The 17,430-nt window shown below is 57.2% G+C and carries 19 protein-coding genes; 7 read left to right on the top strand and 12 right to left on the bottom strand.

Translation table 11 applies throughout. From position 1 onward, the window contains the following. Window positions 1-106: 106 nt before the first annotated feature. Window positions 107-1,540, bottom strand: a complete 1,434-nt coding sequence (gene proP, locus C1N60_RS20740; protein ID WP_031280122.1) for a glycine betaine/L-proline transporter ProP — start codon at window positions 1,538-1,540, stop codon at window positions 107-109. A 285-nt stretch (window positions 1,541-1,825) separates the two neighbouring features. On the opposite strand from proP, the gene C1N60_RS20735 reads away from it, so the two are divergent. Beyond that, window positions 1,826-2,044, top strand: coding sequence for a hypothetical protein (locus C1N60_RS20735; RefSeq protein ID WP_152999226.1), 219 nt, complete (start codon window positions 1,826-1,828; stop codon window positions 2,042-2,044). Here C1N60_RS20735 and C1N60_RS20730 read toward each other — a convergent pair. Then, window positions 2,025-2,564, bottom strand: a complete 540-nt coding sequence (locus tag C1N60_RS20730; RefSeq protein ID WP_021509568.1) for a nuclear transport factor 2 family protein — start codon at window positions 2,562-2,564, stop codon at window positions 2,025-2,027. The genes C1N60_RS20735 and C1N60_RS20730 overlap by 20 nt on opposite strands. Before the next feature lie 120 nt (window positions 2,565-2,684). On the opposite strand from C1N60_RS20730, the gene C1N60_RS20725 reads away from it, so the two are divergent. The 4 genes from C1N60_RS20725 to C1N60_RS20710 all read left to right on the top strand — a co-directional run bounded on the left by C1N60_RS20725 (window position 2,685) and on the right by C1N60_RS20710 (window position 7,154). Next, a complete protein-coding gene (locus C1N60_RS20725) occupies window positions 2,685-3,578 on the top strand; it encodes a LysR family transcriptional regulator (protein WP_394521930.1) in 894 nt (297 codons plus the stop codon). 230 nt (window positions 3,579-3,808) lie between these two features. After that, window positions 3,809-5,128, top strand: coding sequence for an MFS transporter (locus tag C1N60_RS20720; RefSeq protein ID WP_021509566.1), 1,320 nt, complete (start codon window positions 3,809-3,811; stop codon window positions 5,126-5,128). A 1-nt stretch (window position 5,129) separates the two neighbouring features. Then, window positions 5,130-6,323, top strand: coding sequence for an enolase C-terminal domain-like protein (locus tag C1N60_RS20715; RefSeq protein WP_058770506.1), 1,194 nt, complete (start codon window positions 5,130-5,132; stop codon window positions 6,321-6,323). Window positions 6,324-6,449: 126 nt separating this feature from the next. Further along, entirely contained in the window at window positions 6,450-7,154 is a 705-nt protein-coding gene (locus C1N60_RS20710) for a GntR family transcriptional regulator (protein ID WP_132463625.1), read from the top strand. Here the strand turns inward: C1N60_RS20710 and C1N60_RS20705 are convergent. From C1N60_RS20705 to C1N60_RS20695, 3 genes are all read right to left on the bottom strand, one after another. Then, window positions 7,151-7,759, bottom strand: coding sequence for a TetR/AcrR family transcriptional regulator (locus C1N60_RS20705; RefSeq protein ID WP_394521929.1), 609 nt, complete (start codon window positions 7,757-7,759; stop codon window positions 7,151-7,153). The two genes, C1N60_RS20710 and C1N60_RS20705, sit on opposite strands and share 4 nt — an antisense overlap. 6 nt (window positions 7,760-7,765) lie before the next feature. Beyond that, window positions 7,766-8,230, bottom strand: a complete 465-nt coding sequence (locus tag C1N60_RS20700; RefSeq protein ID WP_058770508.1) for a pyridoxamine 5'-phosphate oxidase family protein — start codon at window positions 8,228-8,230, stop codon at window positions 7,766-7,768. Between the two features lie 193 nt (window positions 8,231-8,423). Further along, window positions 8,424-8,999 (bottom strand): TetR/AcrR family transcriptional regulator, encoded by a 576-nt coding sequence (locus C1N60_RS20695; protein ID WP_394521928.1) that lies wholly within the window; start codon window positions 8,997-8,999, stop codon window positions 8,424-8,426. Between the two features lie 88 nt (window positions 9,000-9,087). Here C1N60_RS20695 and bdcA point away from each other — a divergent pair, with 88 nt between their 5' ends. Further along, window positions 9,088-9,801, top strand: a complete 714-nt coding sequence (bdcA, locus tag C1N60_RS20690; protein ID WP_132463630.1) for an SDR family oxidoreductase — start codon at window positions 9,088-9,090, stop codon at window positions 9,799-9,801. A gap of 2 nt (window positions 9,802-9,803) precedes the next feature. Here the strand turns inward: bdcA and C1N60_RS20685 are convergent, their stop codons facing one another. The 4 genes from C1N60_RS20685 to gcvA form a co-directional block, all read right to left on the bottom strand. Next, window positions 9,804-10,049 (bottom strand): hypothetical protein, encoded by a 246-nt coding sequence (locus tag C1N60_RS20685; RefSeq protein WP_394521927.1) that lies wholly within the window; start codon window positions 10,047-10,049, stop codon window positions 9,804-9,806. 161 nt (window positions 10,050-10,210) lie between these two features. After that, window positions 10,211-11,101, bottom strand: a complete 891-nt coding sequence (locus C1N60_RS20680; protein ID WP_150059088.1) for an oxidoreductase — start codon at window positions 11,099-11,101, stop codon at window positions 10,211-10,213. 19 nt (window positions 11,102-11,120) lie between these two features. After that, on the bottom strand, window positions 11,121-11,948 hold the full coding sequence (locus tag C1N60_RS20675; protein ID WP_394521926.1) for an EamA family transporter: 828 nt from the start codon (window positions 11,946-11,948) through the stop codon (window positions 11,121-11,123). 75 nt (window positions 11,949-12,023) lie between these two features. Further along, a complete protein-coding gene (gene gcvA / locus C1N60_RS20670) occupies window positions 12,024-12,929 on the bottom strand; it encodes a transcriptional regulator GcvA (protein ID WP_141496073.1) in 906 nt (301 codons plus the stop codon). Between the two features lie 272 nt (window positions 12,930-13,201). Here gcvA and C1N60_RS20665 point away from each other — a divergent pair, with 272 nt between their 5' ends. Then, window positions 13,202-13,903 (top strand): OBAP family protein, encoded by a 702-nt coding sequence (locus C1N60_RS20665; RefSeq protein WP_058775097.1) that lies wholly within the window; start codon window positions 13,202-13,204, stop codon window positions 13,901-13,903. A 14-nt stretch (window positions 13,904-13,917) separates the two neighbouring features. Here C1N60_RS20665 and C1N60_RS20660 read toward each other — a convergent pair whose 3' ends face one another. The 3 genes from C1N60_RS20660 to C1N60_RS20650 are packed head-to-tail and all read right to left on the bottom strand — an operon-like array spanning window position 13,918 to window position 17,423. Then, on the bottom strand, window positions 13,918-14,697 hold the full coding sequence (locus C1N60_RS20660; protein WP_104187187.1) for an SDR family oxidoreductase: 780 nt from the start codon (window positions 14,695-14,697) through the stop codon (window positions 13,918-13,920). Window positions 14,698-14,707: 10 nt separating this feature from the next. Further along, window positions 14,708-15,787: a M24 family metallopeptidase gene (locus C1N60_RS20655; RefSeq protein ID WP_394521925.1), complete on the bottom strand. Its 1,080-nt coding sequence runs from the start codon at window positions 15,785-15,787 to the stop codon at window positions 14,708-14,710. Beyond that, window positions 15,780-17,423, bottom strand: coding sequence for a GMC family oxidoreductase (locus tag C1N60_RS20650; RefSeq protein ID WP_394521924.1), 1,644 nt, complete (start codon window positions 17,421-17,423; stop codon window positions 15,780-15,782). Before C1N60_RS20650 ends, C1N60_RS20655 begins: the two co-directional genes overlap by 8 nt. Window positions 17,424-17,430: the final 7 nt, after the last annotated feature.

Below are 17,430 nucleotides of genomic sequence, written 5' to 3'. Positions count from 1 at the left end.
AGGGGCAGTCTACCGCAGCCCGGGGAGATTATCTGAGCTATAAGTCTGACGCAGGGCACAAAAAAAGGTGCGCATTGAGCGCACCTGATGTGAATATCAGCGAAGACTATGCTGGCTGCTGTTTTTTACGGCTGCGCTGTTTACGCAGTTTATCAATCAGTTTATGCGCCTCGGCTTTAGTCGCCACCGCAGGGGATGAACCTTTCAGGGGCTTACGTGCTGTCTCACTCAACGTCAATACCGTTAACAAACCAATCACGCCGGCACCCATCATGTAATACGCCGGCATCATGGTATTGTGCGTGGTGTCGACCAGCCATGCGGTAATTAACGGCGTGGTGCCACCAAACAGCGAGACTGACAAATTAAAGCCTATAGCCAGCGCGCTGTAACGAATATCCGTGACAAACAGTGCCGGTAATGTCGCTGGCATGGTGCCGCTAAAGCAGGTATGTAATAAGCCCAGCACGGCCAGACCGGCAAATACCCATAGCATGTTGCCAGAACCAATCAGCATGAACGCCGGGATCGCCAGCACTAATAATCCCAGCGCGCCGAAACCAATCACCGGTTTACGGCCGATGCGGTCGGTGAAATGGCCCCACATTAAGGTCAGCGGCATCATGATAAACATCACCACCATCACCAGCAGCAGACCGGATATTTCGCTGAGCCCCAGAATGCCGGTTAAATAACTTGGCATATAGGCGGTCAGCATATAATTAGACACGTTAAACAGCAGCACCAGACCAATACACTTCAATAGCGGCTTACTCTGCGTGCGCAGCATTTGCCACAGCGTGAGCTGCGGCTTGTTATGTTCGGCCTCTTCACGCTTATCCATATGCTCTTTAAACGCGGGGGTCTCTTCCAGCTTCAGGCGGATATACAGGCCAAACAGCCCCAGCGGCGCGGCCAGGAAGAACGGAATGCGCCAGCCCCAGTCCATCATCGCCTGATGCGGCAGCAGCGCAATCATACCTGTCACCAGGCTGGCGCCCAGCAGATAGCCGGCCAGCGTACCAAACTCCAGGAAGCTGCCCATAAAACCGCGGCGTTTGTCGGTGGAGTATTCCGCAATAAAGGTGGCGGCACCGCCATATTCACCGCCGGTGGAAAAGCCCTGCACCAGACGCGCCAGCAACAGCAGGATCGGCGCGGCAATACCGATACTGGCATAGCTGGGAATCAGGCCAATACAGAAGGTACCAATCGACATCATAATCATGGTAAAGGCCAGCACTTTCTGCCGGCCAAAGCGATCGCCGAGTGGACCAAATACCATGCCGCCAATCGGGCGCACTAAAAACGCGGCCGCAAAAGTACCAAACGACGCAATAAGCTGCGCGGTATTACTGGCGTCCGGGAAAAATACCTGGCCGATAATCACGGCAAGGTAACTATAAACGCCGAAATCAAACCACTCCATGGTATTACCCAGCGCTGCGGCGCTGACGGCGCGTTTCAATAATTTGTTGTCAATGACGGTAATATCGTCAACGGTCAAATCAGGTTTATTGGTCATCGTTCCGGTGCTCATAAACTCCCCATGAGTAAAATTGGAGCGATCTTATAGCTTTCGCAGCCGGCACTTCACAAAGGGAAATGAAAGCTATAAGAGGCTGAAAGGCGGTCACCTTAGGAAATATTTTATCTTTACGCAAGTTTGCGACATATATCCTTGCAATTAAGCGTAGCGTTAGAGTATGGGACTGTCAAAAGGCGCAGCGGCTGAAATAACCCATTATGCTGATGTTTAAGGCTGATAGCATTCTGCACATGATATTCTTTGGTGAGGCGATGATTTATAGGGGAATATGCTGCATTGCTACAGGATAAGAATGTCGGCTTTGATAAATTTCATACGTTACAGGCAAGTACATCATCAAAGAATTTGGCTGAAAGGAATAGCCAGACTGTTGCCATGCTGGACACCAACCTGCGCCGCCAGTCTCGTAGCGGATTATCATTGATGACGTCGCTGCATAGCGTGGTCTGGCTCAATGACTGTCTTGTCGCGTTAATTATCGTGATTGCCGGCTGAATACATCTTTGAGACCCTGGGAAAGCAATGCGCGTGATAAACCGCTACCGTCCACAGGAATCAACGTCCTGCGATGAATTTTCCATTGGCCCGCAATGCGTTTTAACTCCCAGCGATTCACTACAACACGGTGTATGCGATAGCCAGGAGAGCTGCCGTGATTGGCCAGCATGCGTGATTCGCCTTTATCATCCAGATAAATTAACTGTAAATAAGAGGTGACTACCGCGCTGTCTCCGCGCAGATCAATCAAGGGTAATCCGGTAAAATGCGCTAATCCGCTAGCCAGTGCTTCCTCATGCTCAGGCCGCAAAATAAAGGCGGCTATCGCCTCTGCACCCTCCGCGCCATCAAGATGAGGGCCGCGATTGAATTCACTCTTTTCCAGATAAACCGATAATGTATATTCCGCCATTGCAGTATCTGCGCTGGGAGGATGTGACGCAATCAATTCATAAATAGCCAGTTTGTCTTCGATAATTTGTAATCTCTGCGCTAATTCAAGGTTTTCCTGCAGCATAAAGTGCTCCTGATATTATTTATTAATTATGATTTGAGTGATTATAACGGGATACTTACAGGCGTGAAGTTCCTGTATCTTAATGGTGTGTTAAGTGGCAATTAATAAAGGATATCAATAATGATTAACAGCGCGGAGTATCTGGCTTTAAGGGCTTTTGTCGTGGTTGCTCAGCAACTGAATTTCAGAGCCGCTGCCGAAATACTAGGGGTATCTGCGTCAGCCGTCAGTCAGCAAATTACCGCGCTGGAAGCACAACTCGGGCAACGTTTGCTGAACCGGACCACCCGGGCGGTATATCTTACCGATGATGGCAAGTCCCTGTTTCTTCAGACTGCACCCATTATGACTAATCTGCATGAGACCCTGCAGCAGGCACACGCCAGAAGCCAGGATATTAAGGGGCTGATTCGCGTTCATGCTTTTCGATCGGGGGCTGAAATGTTTCTTGATCACAATATTGCCGGGTTTCTTACTGATTATCCCAACGTGCAGCTGGATATCACAACCAGCGATGCGCCGGTCGATCTGAGCCGCGGCGGCTATGATTTATCACTGCGCTTAGGCGAGGTGCTGGAACCGGGATTTGTTGCTATTCCATTAGGCAAGCCGCTCCATCAGATTGTGGTCGCTGCGCCAGCATATCTGGCAAAGCATGGTGCGGTTGAAGTCCCGGAAGATCTGCTCAATCACAATTGCATCGGCTGGCGCTGGCCAGGAAGTAGCAGGGTAGAGCCCTGGCAGTTTTTAAATGAGGGGAAAATTTTTGATGTTCCCGTGCATGGAAATCTGGTGGTAGACGATCGCGAAAGGCAGCGGCAGGCCGCTATTGCTGGCGCAGGGATTGCCCAGTTAACGGCGGAACGGGTCAGTGCATCGCTGGCCGCCGGCAAGCTTTGTCGCCTTCTGCAACCCTGGGAGATGGAATTCCAGGGTTATTCACTTTGCTGGATAGCGGGTAAAGCCATGTCACCTGCCATGCGCGCGTTTATACAATGGCTGCGCATAAAATAACCCTGCCCGGAGTGTGCCAGCGCACTCTGTTCACTTCGAATAATCACCACGTTTTTAATTCATCTTCGCCCGGCTCAATCCTCTTATAAACGTTCATCAGCGGCTTCTCGCTGAAACGTTTCATATCTCATTTCCGTACTCAGCCCATTGAAGAGTGGTCAGCGGATGTATACAACAGAACTTGTATACAAGTGCATTTTTTATCCATGTCACCAACACCGGGAAAGACCATGCAAAGTACAGATACTGAAATTGAAAAGCGGGTGATCCGTAAACTGTCGTGGCGACTGATTCCGCTCCTGATTGGCTGCTACGTGATTGCGGTGATCGATCGCGCCAATATCGGCGTGGCCGCCCTCACCATGAATGCCGATCTCGGCATCAGCGCCGCCAGTTTTGGCCTCGCCGCCGGTCTGTTTTTCCTGCCTTACGCCATCCTCGAACTGCCCTCGAATCTGCTGATGGAAAGGGTGGGAGCGCGCTGGTGGATCGCCCGCATTATGGTGACCTGGGGCATCATCTCCGGTGCGCATATGTTTGTGTGGAGTGAAAACAGCCTCTATGTGATGCGCGCGCTGCTGGGTGCCGCTGAAGCCGGTTTCTTTCCCGGCATCGTGTTTTATCTCACCCTGTGGTTTCCGGTGGCGTGGCGCGGACGCATCATCGCCTCGTTTATGACCGGCATTCCGATTGCGCTGATTATCGGCACACCGGTTTCCAGCCTGTTGTTAGAGCTGCACGGATGGCTGGGGCTGCGCGGCTGGCAGCTGATGTTTCTGCTGGAGGCCATTCCGGCGATTGTGCTGGGATTGATCGTCCCCTTTGCGTTGCCCGATCGGCCGGAAGATGCCCGCTTCCTCAGCGCAGATGAGCAGCACTGGCTGGTGACAACACTGGCTGCTGAGCGGCAAAAACTGCCGTCGCGCGGCCACGGCGGTCTGCTGAAAGCGCTGTTCAGCCCGCTGGTGTTGTTGTTCAGCCTCACCTATTACGGACTGGCGAACCTCAACGGTGCGGTGAGCACCTTCCTGCCGCTGATCATCAGCGAAACCGGCTTAAGTCATGTTCAGACCGGGTTCATCACCATCATCCCTTACGTATTTGGTCTGGCCGGCATGCTGGTGCTGGGACGCATAGCCGATCGCCCCGGGTCGCGACTGCTGGCCAACTATCTGGCGCTGATCTTCTCCTTTGTCGGGCTGTTATGCGTCGCGTGGTTCGATAACTCGCTGGTAAAAATGATGTTTTTGTGCTGTTCGGCATTTGGCTTTTTCGGCGCGATGCCGGTGTTTTGGGGATTGCCCGCGCAGTTTATCCCGGCGTCCGTGGTGGCGGGTGGCCTCGCCCTGATCAATGCGCTGGGCAGTATTGCCAGTGTGGTGAATCCGTGGGTCATCGGCGTGATACGCGACCGCAGCGGCAGTTATAACGGCGGATTTTACTGGCTGGCGGCGATGGCGATGCTCTCGATCATTACCCTGAGCATCATCTTCCGTCGTCAGCGTTTACCGGCTTACCAGGCCAGCAATGAACAACGTGAGGGGCAGTAGTATGAAGATTATTGATGTCCGGTTACTTCAGGTGAAAGGCGTGATGCCGGGAGAGGGCGATTTCTGGGAGGAGCGTCTCGCGCGTCCCACCGATGTCTATGCGCAGTTTCGTACTGTGAATAATCATGACGGTGGCGTTCAGCTGGAAGATGGTTTTGCCATTACCACCGTGTTTCTTGAGATCGTTTCTGATGAGGGCGTGGACGGGCTGGCAGGGCCGGTACCGCATGCCGTTGCGTCAATCATTCATGGCCAGCTGCGGCCGTTGTTGCTGGGTCAGGACCCGCGCGACACCGAGCGTTTGTGGGATCAGATGTACCGGGCGCAGATTCATGGGCGTCAGGGCGATGGCATGCTGGCGATCAGCGCGGTGGATTGTGCCTTGTGGGATTTGCGTGCCAAATGGATGCAGCAACCGGTGTTTCGCCTGCTGGGCGGGTCGTTACGGGAAGAAATTCCGGCGTACGCATCGATGCTGGGCTTTGCGGTGCAGGATATGGCGCGGGTGCACGAGCGGGCGCTGGAGTATAAGGCGCTGGGATATCGCGGACAAAAATGGTTTTTCCGCCACGGCCCGATGAGCGGCAGAGAAGGGCTGAAGAAAAACATCGAACTGGCAAAAACGCTGCGCGAAGCCGTGGGGGATGATTACGATCTGATGTTTGATTGCTGGCAGTCGATGGATGTGACGTATCTGCTTGAACTGGCAAAGGGCATCGAGCCGTATCGCCCGCGCTGGCTGGAAGAGTGCGTAATGGCTGACAGAATCGGCAGTATGCAACGACTCAAAGATAAACTGTCCATCCCGATGGCGGGAGGCGAACATGAGTACACGCGCTGGGGCTTCAAACGCTTCTTTGAATCCGGGGCGCTGGATGTAATTCAGCCCGATATCTACTGGTGCGGTGGGCTTTCAGAAACGCTAAAAATTGCCGCTATCGCCACCCTGTACGATTTGCAGGTAATCCCGCACGGTCATTCCAGCATCGCAACGGCCCATTTCAGCACCACGCAATCGCCGATCCACACGCCTTATCAGGAGTATCTGGTGAAATGGAACGATATTCATCAGTACTTCCTGCGCGATCCGCTGGTGCCGCAAAACGGGTTAATCCCGGTACCGCAGGGACCCGGCATGGGCATGGCACTTAATCCAGCGCATATTCAGCAGCAGACATACTTGTTCACCTCATAACCCAACGCTCCCTCAAACAGGCCCGTTATTGTTTGGGGGATCTGTCTCTTGTATACTACAAAACACAGTGCCCACCGTCATTCTGACCCCCTAAATGCTCGCTGTTTAAAGGACGCTCGCCACGCTATGCCCGCCGATAAACTCATCATTGACTGGTCATCGAAAAACATCCTCCGCCCGCAGTCACTGAGCAGCATTCTGGCCGATCATATTCGGGACCTGATCGTGAATTGCCAGATTGCACCCGGTGCATTAATTTCCGAGAACGACATTGCCACCCAGCTTAACGTGAGCCGGACGCCAGTAAGAGCGGCGCTGCAAAAGCTGGAGATGGAGCGTCTGGTGCAAATTATCCCGCAGCGCGGCACTTTTGTGTTTTCGTTTAATGAGCGGGAGATGCGCGAAACCTGTGAGATGCGGCAGATTCTGGAATCAGGCGCATTGAAGCTGGCGCTGCAGCACGATCGTCAGGCGCTGATCGCGCGCCTGAACGAACAGCTGGCGCGTGGACGCGATGCATTACAAAACGCGCCGGAGACCTACCGCGAAACCGATGCGGCGTTTCATATGGCACTGATTGAAGCCAGCCAGAATAGCGAGCTGGTCGGTTTTTACAAAACCAGCATCAACCGCATTCGTGCCTTTCTCAATCACCTGACGCGCACGCCGGATGAATTTCAGGGCTCGCAAAACGATCATGAGGCGATCGTGGCGCGGTTAACTAATTACGAGGATGAACAGGCGCTGGAACTTCTGCACTGGCATCTTGGCGGCATTATGCGCATGTTCCAGCGGTCGGTGGCGGACACTGATGTAAACCCGCGTGGTTAAGGCATTCGGAGCAGTGGAAGCCAGATATCATCAATGATTTCCAGCACAACGTCTTCTGAAACGGGCTGCATGGTCATAAACACTTCATGGCGATAGAGATCAAGCGGCAGGTTAATAACCCGGGTTGACCATTGCTTATCCGTTAACTCACTGCGTGCCACAGCGCGCGCGACAATCACTTCACACGGGCCTGGCTCATTGACATCCCCTAGCCGTTTCCGTAACTGGCTAAAGTTGATGCCGGTCTCGCGAAAAAAGTCCGTTATCTGCAGGTTCATCAGGGTCAACATGCGCACGCGACCGACATCCGCATGCCGCAGCAGGGCCAGAGCATCACCACGCAGGCTGCCCGTGTCAGGGACCTCGATGAGTTGTGCTTGCCAGGCTTTTTGTGTCGCGGCAAGCAGCAAATCGTTGCGCTGTGGCCAGCGCCTGTGGAGCACCGGCCTGCTGGTTTTAGCGCGTGCCGCCACGGCTTCGTAAGTAAAGCCGTTATAGCCTTGTTCCAGTAAAAGGTCCCAGGCCGCATTCAGGATGGCGTCTTCCAGCTGAGCTCCACGCCGTCGTGTGGCGATGGTTTTTTTTCCCTGATTCATGAGTGTCATAATTGTTCAATCAATGAAAGGTGGCTGATCCCAGGGCTGACCTCGATCAACGATGGGTCGTACCCTGGTTATCACACAACTGACTGTGGCCCGCAATTCGGCTGCCTTGTGCGCACCATGTTTCAGCAGGATATTCTGACGAATTCTCTCCAGCTTCTCGCCCTTATCGTGTATTTCTGTCACCTGCGCATGAATCCTGGCTCCGCAGTAGTCTCGTGCCCTTTCACCCGTCTCCCAGGCGATGAACACAACGGATCTATTCTGGTGGATGTTCCGGAGTGTGACCGACGCCTCGTCACTTATCTCAAACTCAATGGTTCCATCGGGCAACTGACGGGGTGTTCCCATGAAAGCGACATTAGGTTGACCGTCAGCACTTGCCGTACAAAGTAATTTATCATGATGATTGTTAAAGAAATGGCGCAGCGTATTTAACTTCTCATTACCGGATGCGGCCTGTATTAGTGTCATCTCTGCGCTTCACTTTTCATTCGCCCTGATGTCACGCCATTAATATTGGAAAAAAGAAATAAGATACACGATTAAATCTTATTCTTTCAGACTAGCGCAGCCAGTTAAGATACACAAGTGAATCTTATTGGCGCCTGTCAATGGCGCGTTTGCCGGGAGAAAGAGGGTTCATTCTGCTTCTGTTGGAAGCAACTCATTGCTGCAGCGCTGCAGCCACCGCCAAACCTGCCAGCTGCGCGCTGGCCAGCAGTTGCTCAACGCTGTGACCCTGACGCGCTCTGGCAGAAAGTCCGGACATCACGGTACTGACAAAGTCGGTCAGGCGCTGCGCGTCCTGTGGGTAGCGGGCCGCGATATAGCACCGGATGGTGTCCTCAGCGGCGCGATGAAACACTCTGGCCGCCTCGCGCGCCTGCTGATCCTGACAGCGAATTCCTTCCAGCACCAGACAACCCGCACACACCTCATCCCGGGCATAATGCAGCGCCGCCGCTTTCAGTAATGCATCGAGGGCTTCGGCCACCGGGCGGTCGTCGCGCAGTATCTCAGCCATAGGAATCGAGCCGGTGGCGGCGTAGCGATCGAGAACGCGGGCATACAATCCGGCCTTGTTACCGAACGCGCTGTAAAAGCTCGGCGGATTGATGCCCAGCGCGTCAGTGACATCGGCGACGCTGACGGCGTCATAACCTTTGGCATGGAATAACCCCTGCGCAACCGCTACGGCGTGTTCGGGGTCAAAGTTACGGGGACGACCAGGTGATTTCATATTTTATAGTGCTCGCTACAAAATTACATTGACATTAAATCGGGCTCATTTTGTAATGCATACTAAGAAATCACACGTGGAGATGCAAATGAGTGGCTTTAACGATAAGCAGGTTCTGGTTCTGGGCGGCAGTCGCGGTATTGGTGCGGCAATCGTGCGTCGCTTTGCTGATGAGGGTGCCAGCGTGACCTTTACCTTCTCAGGTTCGCCGGAGGCCGCCGAAAAACTGGCGCACGAAACCGGTTCGGCTGCCGTTCATACCGACAGCTCAGAGCGCGATGCGGTGATTGCCACCGTGCGCGACAGCGGACCGCTGGATGTGCTGGTGGTCAATGCCGGTATCGCCCTGTTTGGCGATGCGCTGGAACAGGATCCGGACGCGGTCGATCGCCTGTTCCGCATTAACATTCACGCGCCGTATCATGCTGCGGTTGAAGCCGCCCGACAGATGCCAGCCGGCGGCCGCATCATCATTATCGGTTCGGTCAATGGCGACCGTATGCCGATTCCCGGTATGGCGTCTTATGCGCTAAGTAAATCCGCTTTGCAGGGGCTGGCGCGCGGCCTGGCGCGGGATTTCGGCCCACGCGGCATCACCATTAACGTGGTGCAACCGGGCCCGATTGATACCGATGCCAATCCAGAAAATGGTCCGATGAAAGATCTGATGCACAGCTTCATGGCCATCAAACGCCATGGCCGTTCTGAAGAGGTGGCGGGCATGGTGGCCTGGCTGGCAGGACCCGAAGCCGGTTTCGTCACCGGCGCCATGCACACCATTGATGGGGCGTTTGGCGCATAACGTCAGTGTCTGAACAGGGCGCTGACCACCGCGCTGAATACCGAACCGGTGGCAAAAGCGTGTTCGGTCATGTGCTCTTCATGGCGAATATCAGCCAGCCGCCGCAGCGCCGTCTGCGCGCTGGCTGCATTAATTTCTTCATCCATCTTGCTGTAACCGTCCGCCATCAGCAGCCGGGCTCGTTCCGCATCCGATCGTTCCAGCGAGGCGATAACCTGTTGTTTGCGATAAAAAACGTAATCTGTCATAAGTGCGTCCTGTTGCCGTTATCATGATTATGCCGCGGAGGCGATGGTTTAAATCAGCTGAACATCGCACCCTCTTGGTAGCGGCGCAATCAAAACCTGGCCGTTGTATAAACAATTCGCAGCATAGCTGTTTCTCCCCGCGCGTCCGGCAACCTATTTTATCAGCCCGGCCCTTCGCTGCCCGCTGCCAGCAGCGGCACCACGACATCACTGATCGGCGTAGCAATAGCATGCTGACGCCCATAGCGCTGTACCACACCATTGCGGGTATCCCACTCCAGCGGGCGGTTGGCCTGACGATCGGCGAGGATCGAGGTGCTCAGATCGGGCGGCGCGCGGTGAAAGCCATCGATAATTTCCTGCGGCACGCTGTCGTCCAGCACCGCACCGGCCGCGCGCGCCACCGTCAGGCACTCCTGTAAATAGGCTAATCCCAGCTGCGTGATATCGCCGCGGCTAAACATGCCGGCGCGACGGTTGGCCAGCACCATCAAACCGGCGGCGGCATTTTGTAACAGTTTGCGCCAGGCGATGGAGAGAAAGTCGGCGGCCAGTGCCACCTCACAGCGCGTATCGCGCAGCGCATCCACTACGCGCGCGGCCTGCGGCACATCCGGCAGGGTCAGGCGAGGCTGGGCGCGCAGCCAGACTGACGCATCCGGCTCGCGCTGCGCCGGGAACCACACCACCGAAGGTAATACCGTGGCGCCGTTGACGTAAGGCGCCAGCTGGCTCTGCTGCTCGACGCCATTTTGCAGCGCGCACACCACGGTTTTTTCATCACACAGGGTGGCCAGCCACGCGGCGCTGTCCGCGACCTGGGTGGTTTTAACCGCCACGAACAGCAAATCGCAGCGTTGAGTAACCTGCGAGGCATCATGCAATACCGGACCAGGCACGCTGATTTCGCCCGCATCGTGGCGCAGCGTTAACTGGGCATGGGCCGTGCGGCCGCACAGCAGCGGGGTGCGCCCGGCTTCATGCAGTACCGCCGCGACGGTGGTACCAATTGCACCGGGGCCCAGCAGGGCGATTTTACAACGTTCAGACATGCTGCCATCTCCTCATCGCTTAACCGATCATCAGCGTGCCGAGTGCAATCACCGCACACGCCAGCATTTTTCTTACCGTTAATGCTTCACCGAGAAACAGCGCGCCCAGCACGGCGGCAAACAGCACGCTGGTTTCACGCAGCGCCGACACCGCGCCCATCGGCGCTGCCGTCATGGCGTAAATGATAATGCCGTAGGCCAGCAGCGAAACCATGCCACCCGCCGCGGCGCTCAGCACGCCCGGTCGCCACTGCAGCAGGCTTTTGCTGTCGCGCAGCGCGATATAGACCGCCGGCATTAATATGCCCCACAAGCTGCACATCCACGCGGTATACGCAAACGCATTGCCGGCAACGCGCACGCCCATGCCGTCCACCACGCTGTACGCGGCGATAAAGGCACCGGTCGCCAGCGTGTAGCGCAGGCCCGGCAGCGCCAGTTTGCCGCCGCGCAGCGCCAGCGACACAATGCCAGCGGACACCAGCACAATGCCGCACAGCGTAGTAAAGGCGATGTGCTCGCCGGCAAACAGCGCGGCGGCGCAGGTCACCAGCAGCGGCGACGATCCGCGCGCAATCGGATAGGTCTGGCCGAGATCGCCGCTCTGGTAGCTGCGCACCAGGCACAGGTTATAGCCGACGTGCAGCAGCGCCGAAAGCAGCGCATATTTCCAGCTGGCGCGCGCCGGCAGCGGCAGAAACAGCGTACTGAGCGCACACACCAGCGCGATCGCCACGCACATAATGGTCATTGACCACAGGCGATCGGACCCGCCGCGCAGTAAGGTGTTCCAGCTGGCGTGCAGCAGCGCGGCGCACAGCGTTAAGACAATAATGTAATCAGGCATAGGCTGATGCTATGCAGCCGCAAATGGATTGGAAAGCGAAGATTTATCATTGCGCTATGAGTAAAAGCTCATGCTTTACTGATAATCCTGCTGCGCCTGACGTGATTCAGCGAGCAGCCAGCGACGAAAATCAACGATGTGCGGCTGGCTTTCAATGCCCTGCGGACAGACGAAATAGTAGGCGGCGGGCGAGGAAAACGCGACGCTGAACAGCCGCACCAGGCTGCCGTCGCGCAGCTCTTTTTCAACGTGACCGCTGCGCGCCAGCGCCACGCCTTGCCCCAGCAGCGCGGCTTCCAGCGTCATATTGGTGTCGGCAAAACGTACGCTCTCCTGTAAGGCATCCAGCGTCAGGCCGACCTGTTTAAACCAGATCTCCCACTTTGGCACCAGATCGGCGCCATCACGCATCAGCAGCGGGTAGCGCAGCAATTCTGCCGGTTCCTGTGGCGTGCCAAAGCGCTGCAGCAGCGCCGGGCTGGCGACCGGAAACAGCTGTTCACGAAACATAAATTCGCTGTGCAGCGCCGGATAATTGCCATGGCCAAAGCGGATCGCCACGTCAGAATCCTGGCGCGAGAAGGTAATCGCATCATCGGTGCTTTCCAGCGTCACCAGGATTTCCGGGTGCTGGCGCGTCAGGCCCGGCAGGCGCGGCAACAGCCACTTCAGCGCAAACGAGTAGGTGGTATTCACGCGCAGCCGCACCCGGCCTTTCTGCTCGCGTAAGTCGGCTAAGGTGGTTTCCAGATTACTGAAAAACTCGCGCACGATCGGTGCCAGCGCCGCACCGGCCGGCGTCAGACTCAGCGTTTTGCCGCGCTGAAACAGCTGTACGCCCCAGATCTCTTCCAGGTTTTTGAGCTGATGGCTGACGGCGCTTTGGGTGATAAACAGCTCTTCAGCGGCGGCGGTAAAGGTCGGATGGCGCGTCGCCACTTCAAACGCGCGCAGCATGGCGGTAGGCGGTAACTCTCTCATCAGTGCAGCCTTGTTTTATGAGCGTTCACTCATGATAGCGGAATCGTCTGTTCACTCACGAAACTTATTCACCAATCCTCCAGCTTCGCCTCTCAGCCTGTCACTTTGCTAACAGTGGCCGATACATTTATCACTGAATCGGCGGGCAGTTGAGCGGCCTGATATTTACCGCGTGGCGGTTTTAATTCGCCGCCGGATAGTGCTCCCGCTGCGCTCGCGTCCTGACGCTGATTAACTATGTTTATCACTCAATATAAGAATGGGGTGATGAAATGCGAAACCGTGTATTTAGCGCGCTGGCGTTATTGTTATTATCCGGCTGTGGCGCGAATAACAGCGCCTCACCGGTTACGGCACCTGGTGCGCCGGTAGCGGGGAAAACCGCGCTGCTGGAGAGCGGGGCGGCGGCGTTGCAGTCGCGGCCGCCGATTGAGGCGATCAATACGTATCTGGATGGTTTTCATTATTACTGCGGAAATCAGCAGGGGCAGATGGAAGCCCATCACTACGTCACCATTCTTAATGATGACGTGATGCAGGCGGTTATTTTTGACGGTAACAAAAAAGACGCCAAATTAATGGGCGTGGAATATATCATCAGCGAACGTTTATTTAAGCAACTGCCGGCGCAGGAAAAGCAGTACTGGCACAGCCATCGCTATGAAGTGAAATCCGGTACGCTGATTGCCCCTGGCCTGCCGCCGGCCGCGGAGCACGCGCTGATGAGCAAAATCGTCAACACCTACGGAAAAACCTGGCACACCTGGCATACCGACCGCGATAAAACGCTGCCGCTGGGCGCGCCGACGCTGATGATGGGCTTTACCGCCGACGGTCAGCTGAATCCGGCGCTGCTGGCTGACCGCGACAAGCGCTTTGACGTCAATACCGCGACAATCCGCGCCGACCGCGCTGATATCGCCGCCCATCCGGTGGCGGCAGGTGCCGATCATTGCCGGCGCGTGCATCCGTAACCGGTGCTTCCTGTTTACTCGTGATACATCTGGCTGCGGCCGCCGTCGATCAGGATATCGGTGGCATTGATAAAGCGCGCCTCGTCGCTGGCGAGAAACAGCGCGGTGTAGGCCACTTCATCCGGCTCGCCGATGCGTTTACACGGCAGCAGCGCCGCCTGACGCGCGCGCTCGGCCTGCGGATCCGGACAGCTCGCCAGCCAGGCTTCAGCGGCTGGCGTCATGATCAAACCGGGCGAAATACTGTTTACGCGGATGCCCTGCGCGGCGTACTCCACGCCCAGCGAACGCGTCAGGCCGATCAGCCCGTGTTTGGCCACCGGATAAGGGAACGCGCCGGGAATGATTTTGTGCCCGTGCACCGAGGCAACGTTAACGATGTTGCCATACTGACGGGCCAGCATCGCCGGCAGGACGCTGCGTATCAGGTTGTACGGCCCTTTCAGATTGGTGTTCATGCAGCGCTGCCAGTCATCCTCGTCCAGCGTCAGCGGATCGCGAAAAACGTTTACGCCAGCGCAGTTGATCAGGATATCAATATCTCCCAGCGCCTGCTGCGCCTGCTGTACCGCGCGGCTAACCTGCTGCGGCTGCGTGACATCGGCTGCGCAGGCCAGACAGCGCTGGCCGGACTGCTGCTGTAGCTGCGCCGCCAGCGCTTCGCTGCTGTGTGCGTCGCGATCAAACAGCGCCAGGCGGGCGCCTTCGCGCGCAAACAGGGTGGCGATGGCGCTGCCGATGCCGCTGCCGGCACCGGTAATGATGGCGGTTTTATTGGCTAAACGTGGGGACATAGTCGCTTCCTTATGAGGATGTCGGGAGAATCAGCCAGTCGGCCAGCTCAAGAGTATTATCATCGCGCTGCAGGCGAATCAGCGGCCAGCTGTCGCTGCGCGTGAGCGGCACCAGCCCGCTGCGGCTGAGCAAAAAAGTGTCTTCGCTTTTCACGCCGCTCAGCGTCGGGTTCCACGCCACGGCGATGTCGGGCTGCACCTCGCCGCGACTCTCCGGGGTGATAATCCAGTCGCGACAGCCGTAACCGGCCGGACCGCCCTGATGATGATCGCGCCACGCCTCAGCGTGACCGTGGCGTTGATAAGCCTGAGTGATGCCGGCAAAAACCGCTGACCAGCTGCGCTGCGCCTGAGTGGCGTACAGCATATCGGCGTGGATCTCCGCCAGCGTCACAATGCGCTGGCGCAGCGCCGCGTCGGGGTCACCGAGATGCACCAGGCGCGTCAGGCTGACATGCAAACCGTGCCGTTCAGCACCGAGGGTGATCAGCATCATGCGCTGCAGCGTTTTGCGTGTCGGCACCGGATGTTTAAATGCGGCGATGCGCTCATCGGCGGCCACCAGCGTGCACATCGGACGAATGCCGCGCGCCAGACAGCCGGCGGCAATCTCGGCTTCGACCTGCCATTCGCTCACGCCCGCGCGCAACTGGCGCGCCACCGTTTCGACAATCTGCGCCGTCTCCTGTCCCAGCGTGCGAAAGCGCTGCTGTTCCGGTGCGCTCAGCCCCTGGCGCAGCGTAATCATCTGCGGCTGGATATCGCTCAATCCTGCCATGGGCGTATCGCTGCCGATATTGCCCGCCGGCAGCACGCTGCTCAGCGACTGGTACCATGGATAGTGCCGGGTCGCACAGCTGAACGGCAGCGGCTCTTCGGCCAGAATGCGCGGTAATTCATTGTCCGGTGCCAGCAGCAGCACGCTGTCGCGGCCGATCAGCAGACTGGCAACGCCGGTCTCGGCACGCTCCACCACATAATAGCTGGCCCCGTCGGTCAGCCAGGCGATGTTATCGCGACGCGTCAGCAATACCGCATCCAGCTGCCAGTGTGCCAGCGCCTGTTGCAGGCGCGCCAGTTTGTCACTCATACACGGCCTCCTTGTGCTCAACGATCTGCGACTGCAGAACCAGCTCCGCAGCGCGATGCGCCACGGCCATCACCACCGCATTGGTGTTGCCACTGATAATATTCGGCATCATCGAGGCATCCACCACGCGCAGCCGCTGTACGCCGCGCACGCGCAGGTCGTCGTGCAACACCGCCAGCGGATCGTCATCGTTGCCCATGCGGCAGGTGCCAACCGGGTGATAGCCGGTCTTTACCATGCGCCGGCAGTGGGCGCCAATCGCTTCATCACTGGTGACTTCTGCACCAGGGAAAATCTCTTCATCGACCATCTCACGGATGGGCGCGGCGGCCAGCACCTGACGCGCAAAGCGAAAGCCGGCGAGGGTGCGGGCTAAATCGTCCGGATGGCCGAAAATCTGCGTATCGATCACCGGCAGGCTGCTGGCGTTGTTATCGCGTAGCGTCACTTCACCGGTGGCCTTCGGGCGCAGCAGCAGGGAGTTCACCGTGACACCGTCACCGGGATCGGCCCCCATTACATCGCGATCGAGATAAACCGTTGGCACGCAGAACATCTGAATGGTGGGCGTTGCCGTGAAATCGAGCGGATCGAAAAAGGCGCAGGTTTCCACGCCGGTGGTGGTCACCGGGCCGCTTTTGAACAGCAGATATTGCAGTCCGGCTTTGACCATCGGCCAGCCGCGATCCTGACCGTAGTAGCCAAACGCACCGCGCGTGCTGGCAACCACCGGCACTTCGTAATGGTCCTGCAGGTTTTTACCCACGCCCGGCAAGGCATGGCGCACGGCTATGCCATGCTGTTTCAGCTGCTCCTGCGGACCGATGCCGGAGAGCATCAGCAGTTTTGGCGTCTGGTAGGCACCGGCGGCCAGAATCACTTCGCGGCTGGCGCGCGCCTGTTGCGGCTGGCCATCCTGACGATAGCGCACGCCGCTGGCGCAGGTGCCGTCAAACAGCACCTCTTCAACCTGTGCACCAGTAACCAGCGTCAGCCGTGCGTCATGGCGCAGCGGGTTGATAAACGCATCGACCACGCTGCAGCGCTGCCGTTTCTGACCGTCAATGGTGTGCTGCATGAAGCCGACGCCAGACGGATTGCCGCTGTTAAAATCCGCCGTGTAGGGAATACCCAGCCCCTGCAGGGTTTTGACATAGGCGCGGCTCAGCGGACTGAAGTGGCCGAGATGCGACACCTTCATCGGGCCGCCAACGCCGTGATTGGGTGCGCCGAGGTGATCATTATCTTCGATGGCGGTAAAGTGCGGCAGCAGCGCCTCCCATGACCAGTCGATGCCCTGATGGCCCAGCGCCTGGTTCCAGTCGGCGTAATCCTGTTTATGGCCGCGCATGTAGACCATGGCGTTGACGGTCGAACCGCCGCCCAGCACTTTGGCCTGCGGCACGATCACGCCGCGTCCGTTGAGCTGCGGCTGCGCTTCGGTTTGATGCATCGTCAGAAACCGGTCGCTGGCGAGAAACTTCATATAGCCGGCGGGCATTTTCAGCACCGGATGGTATTCGTCGCGCCCGGCCTCCAGCAGCAGCACGCGTGCATTTCCTTCGCTGACCAGGCGCGCGGCAACGATACAGCCCGCGCTCCCGCCGCCCACCACAATGTAATCGTACTCTTTCATAACGCTC

The organism is Pantoea sp. SGAir0184, from assembly GCF_043544755.1.
This window is presented reverse-complemented; position numbering and strand designations above follow the sequence as displayed.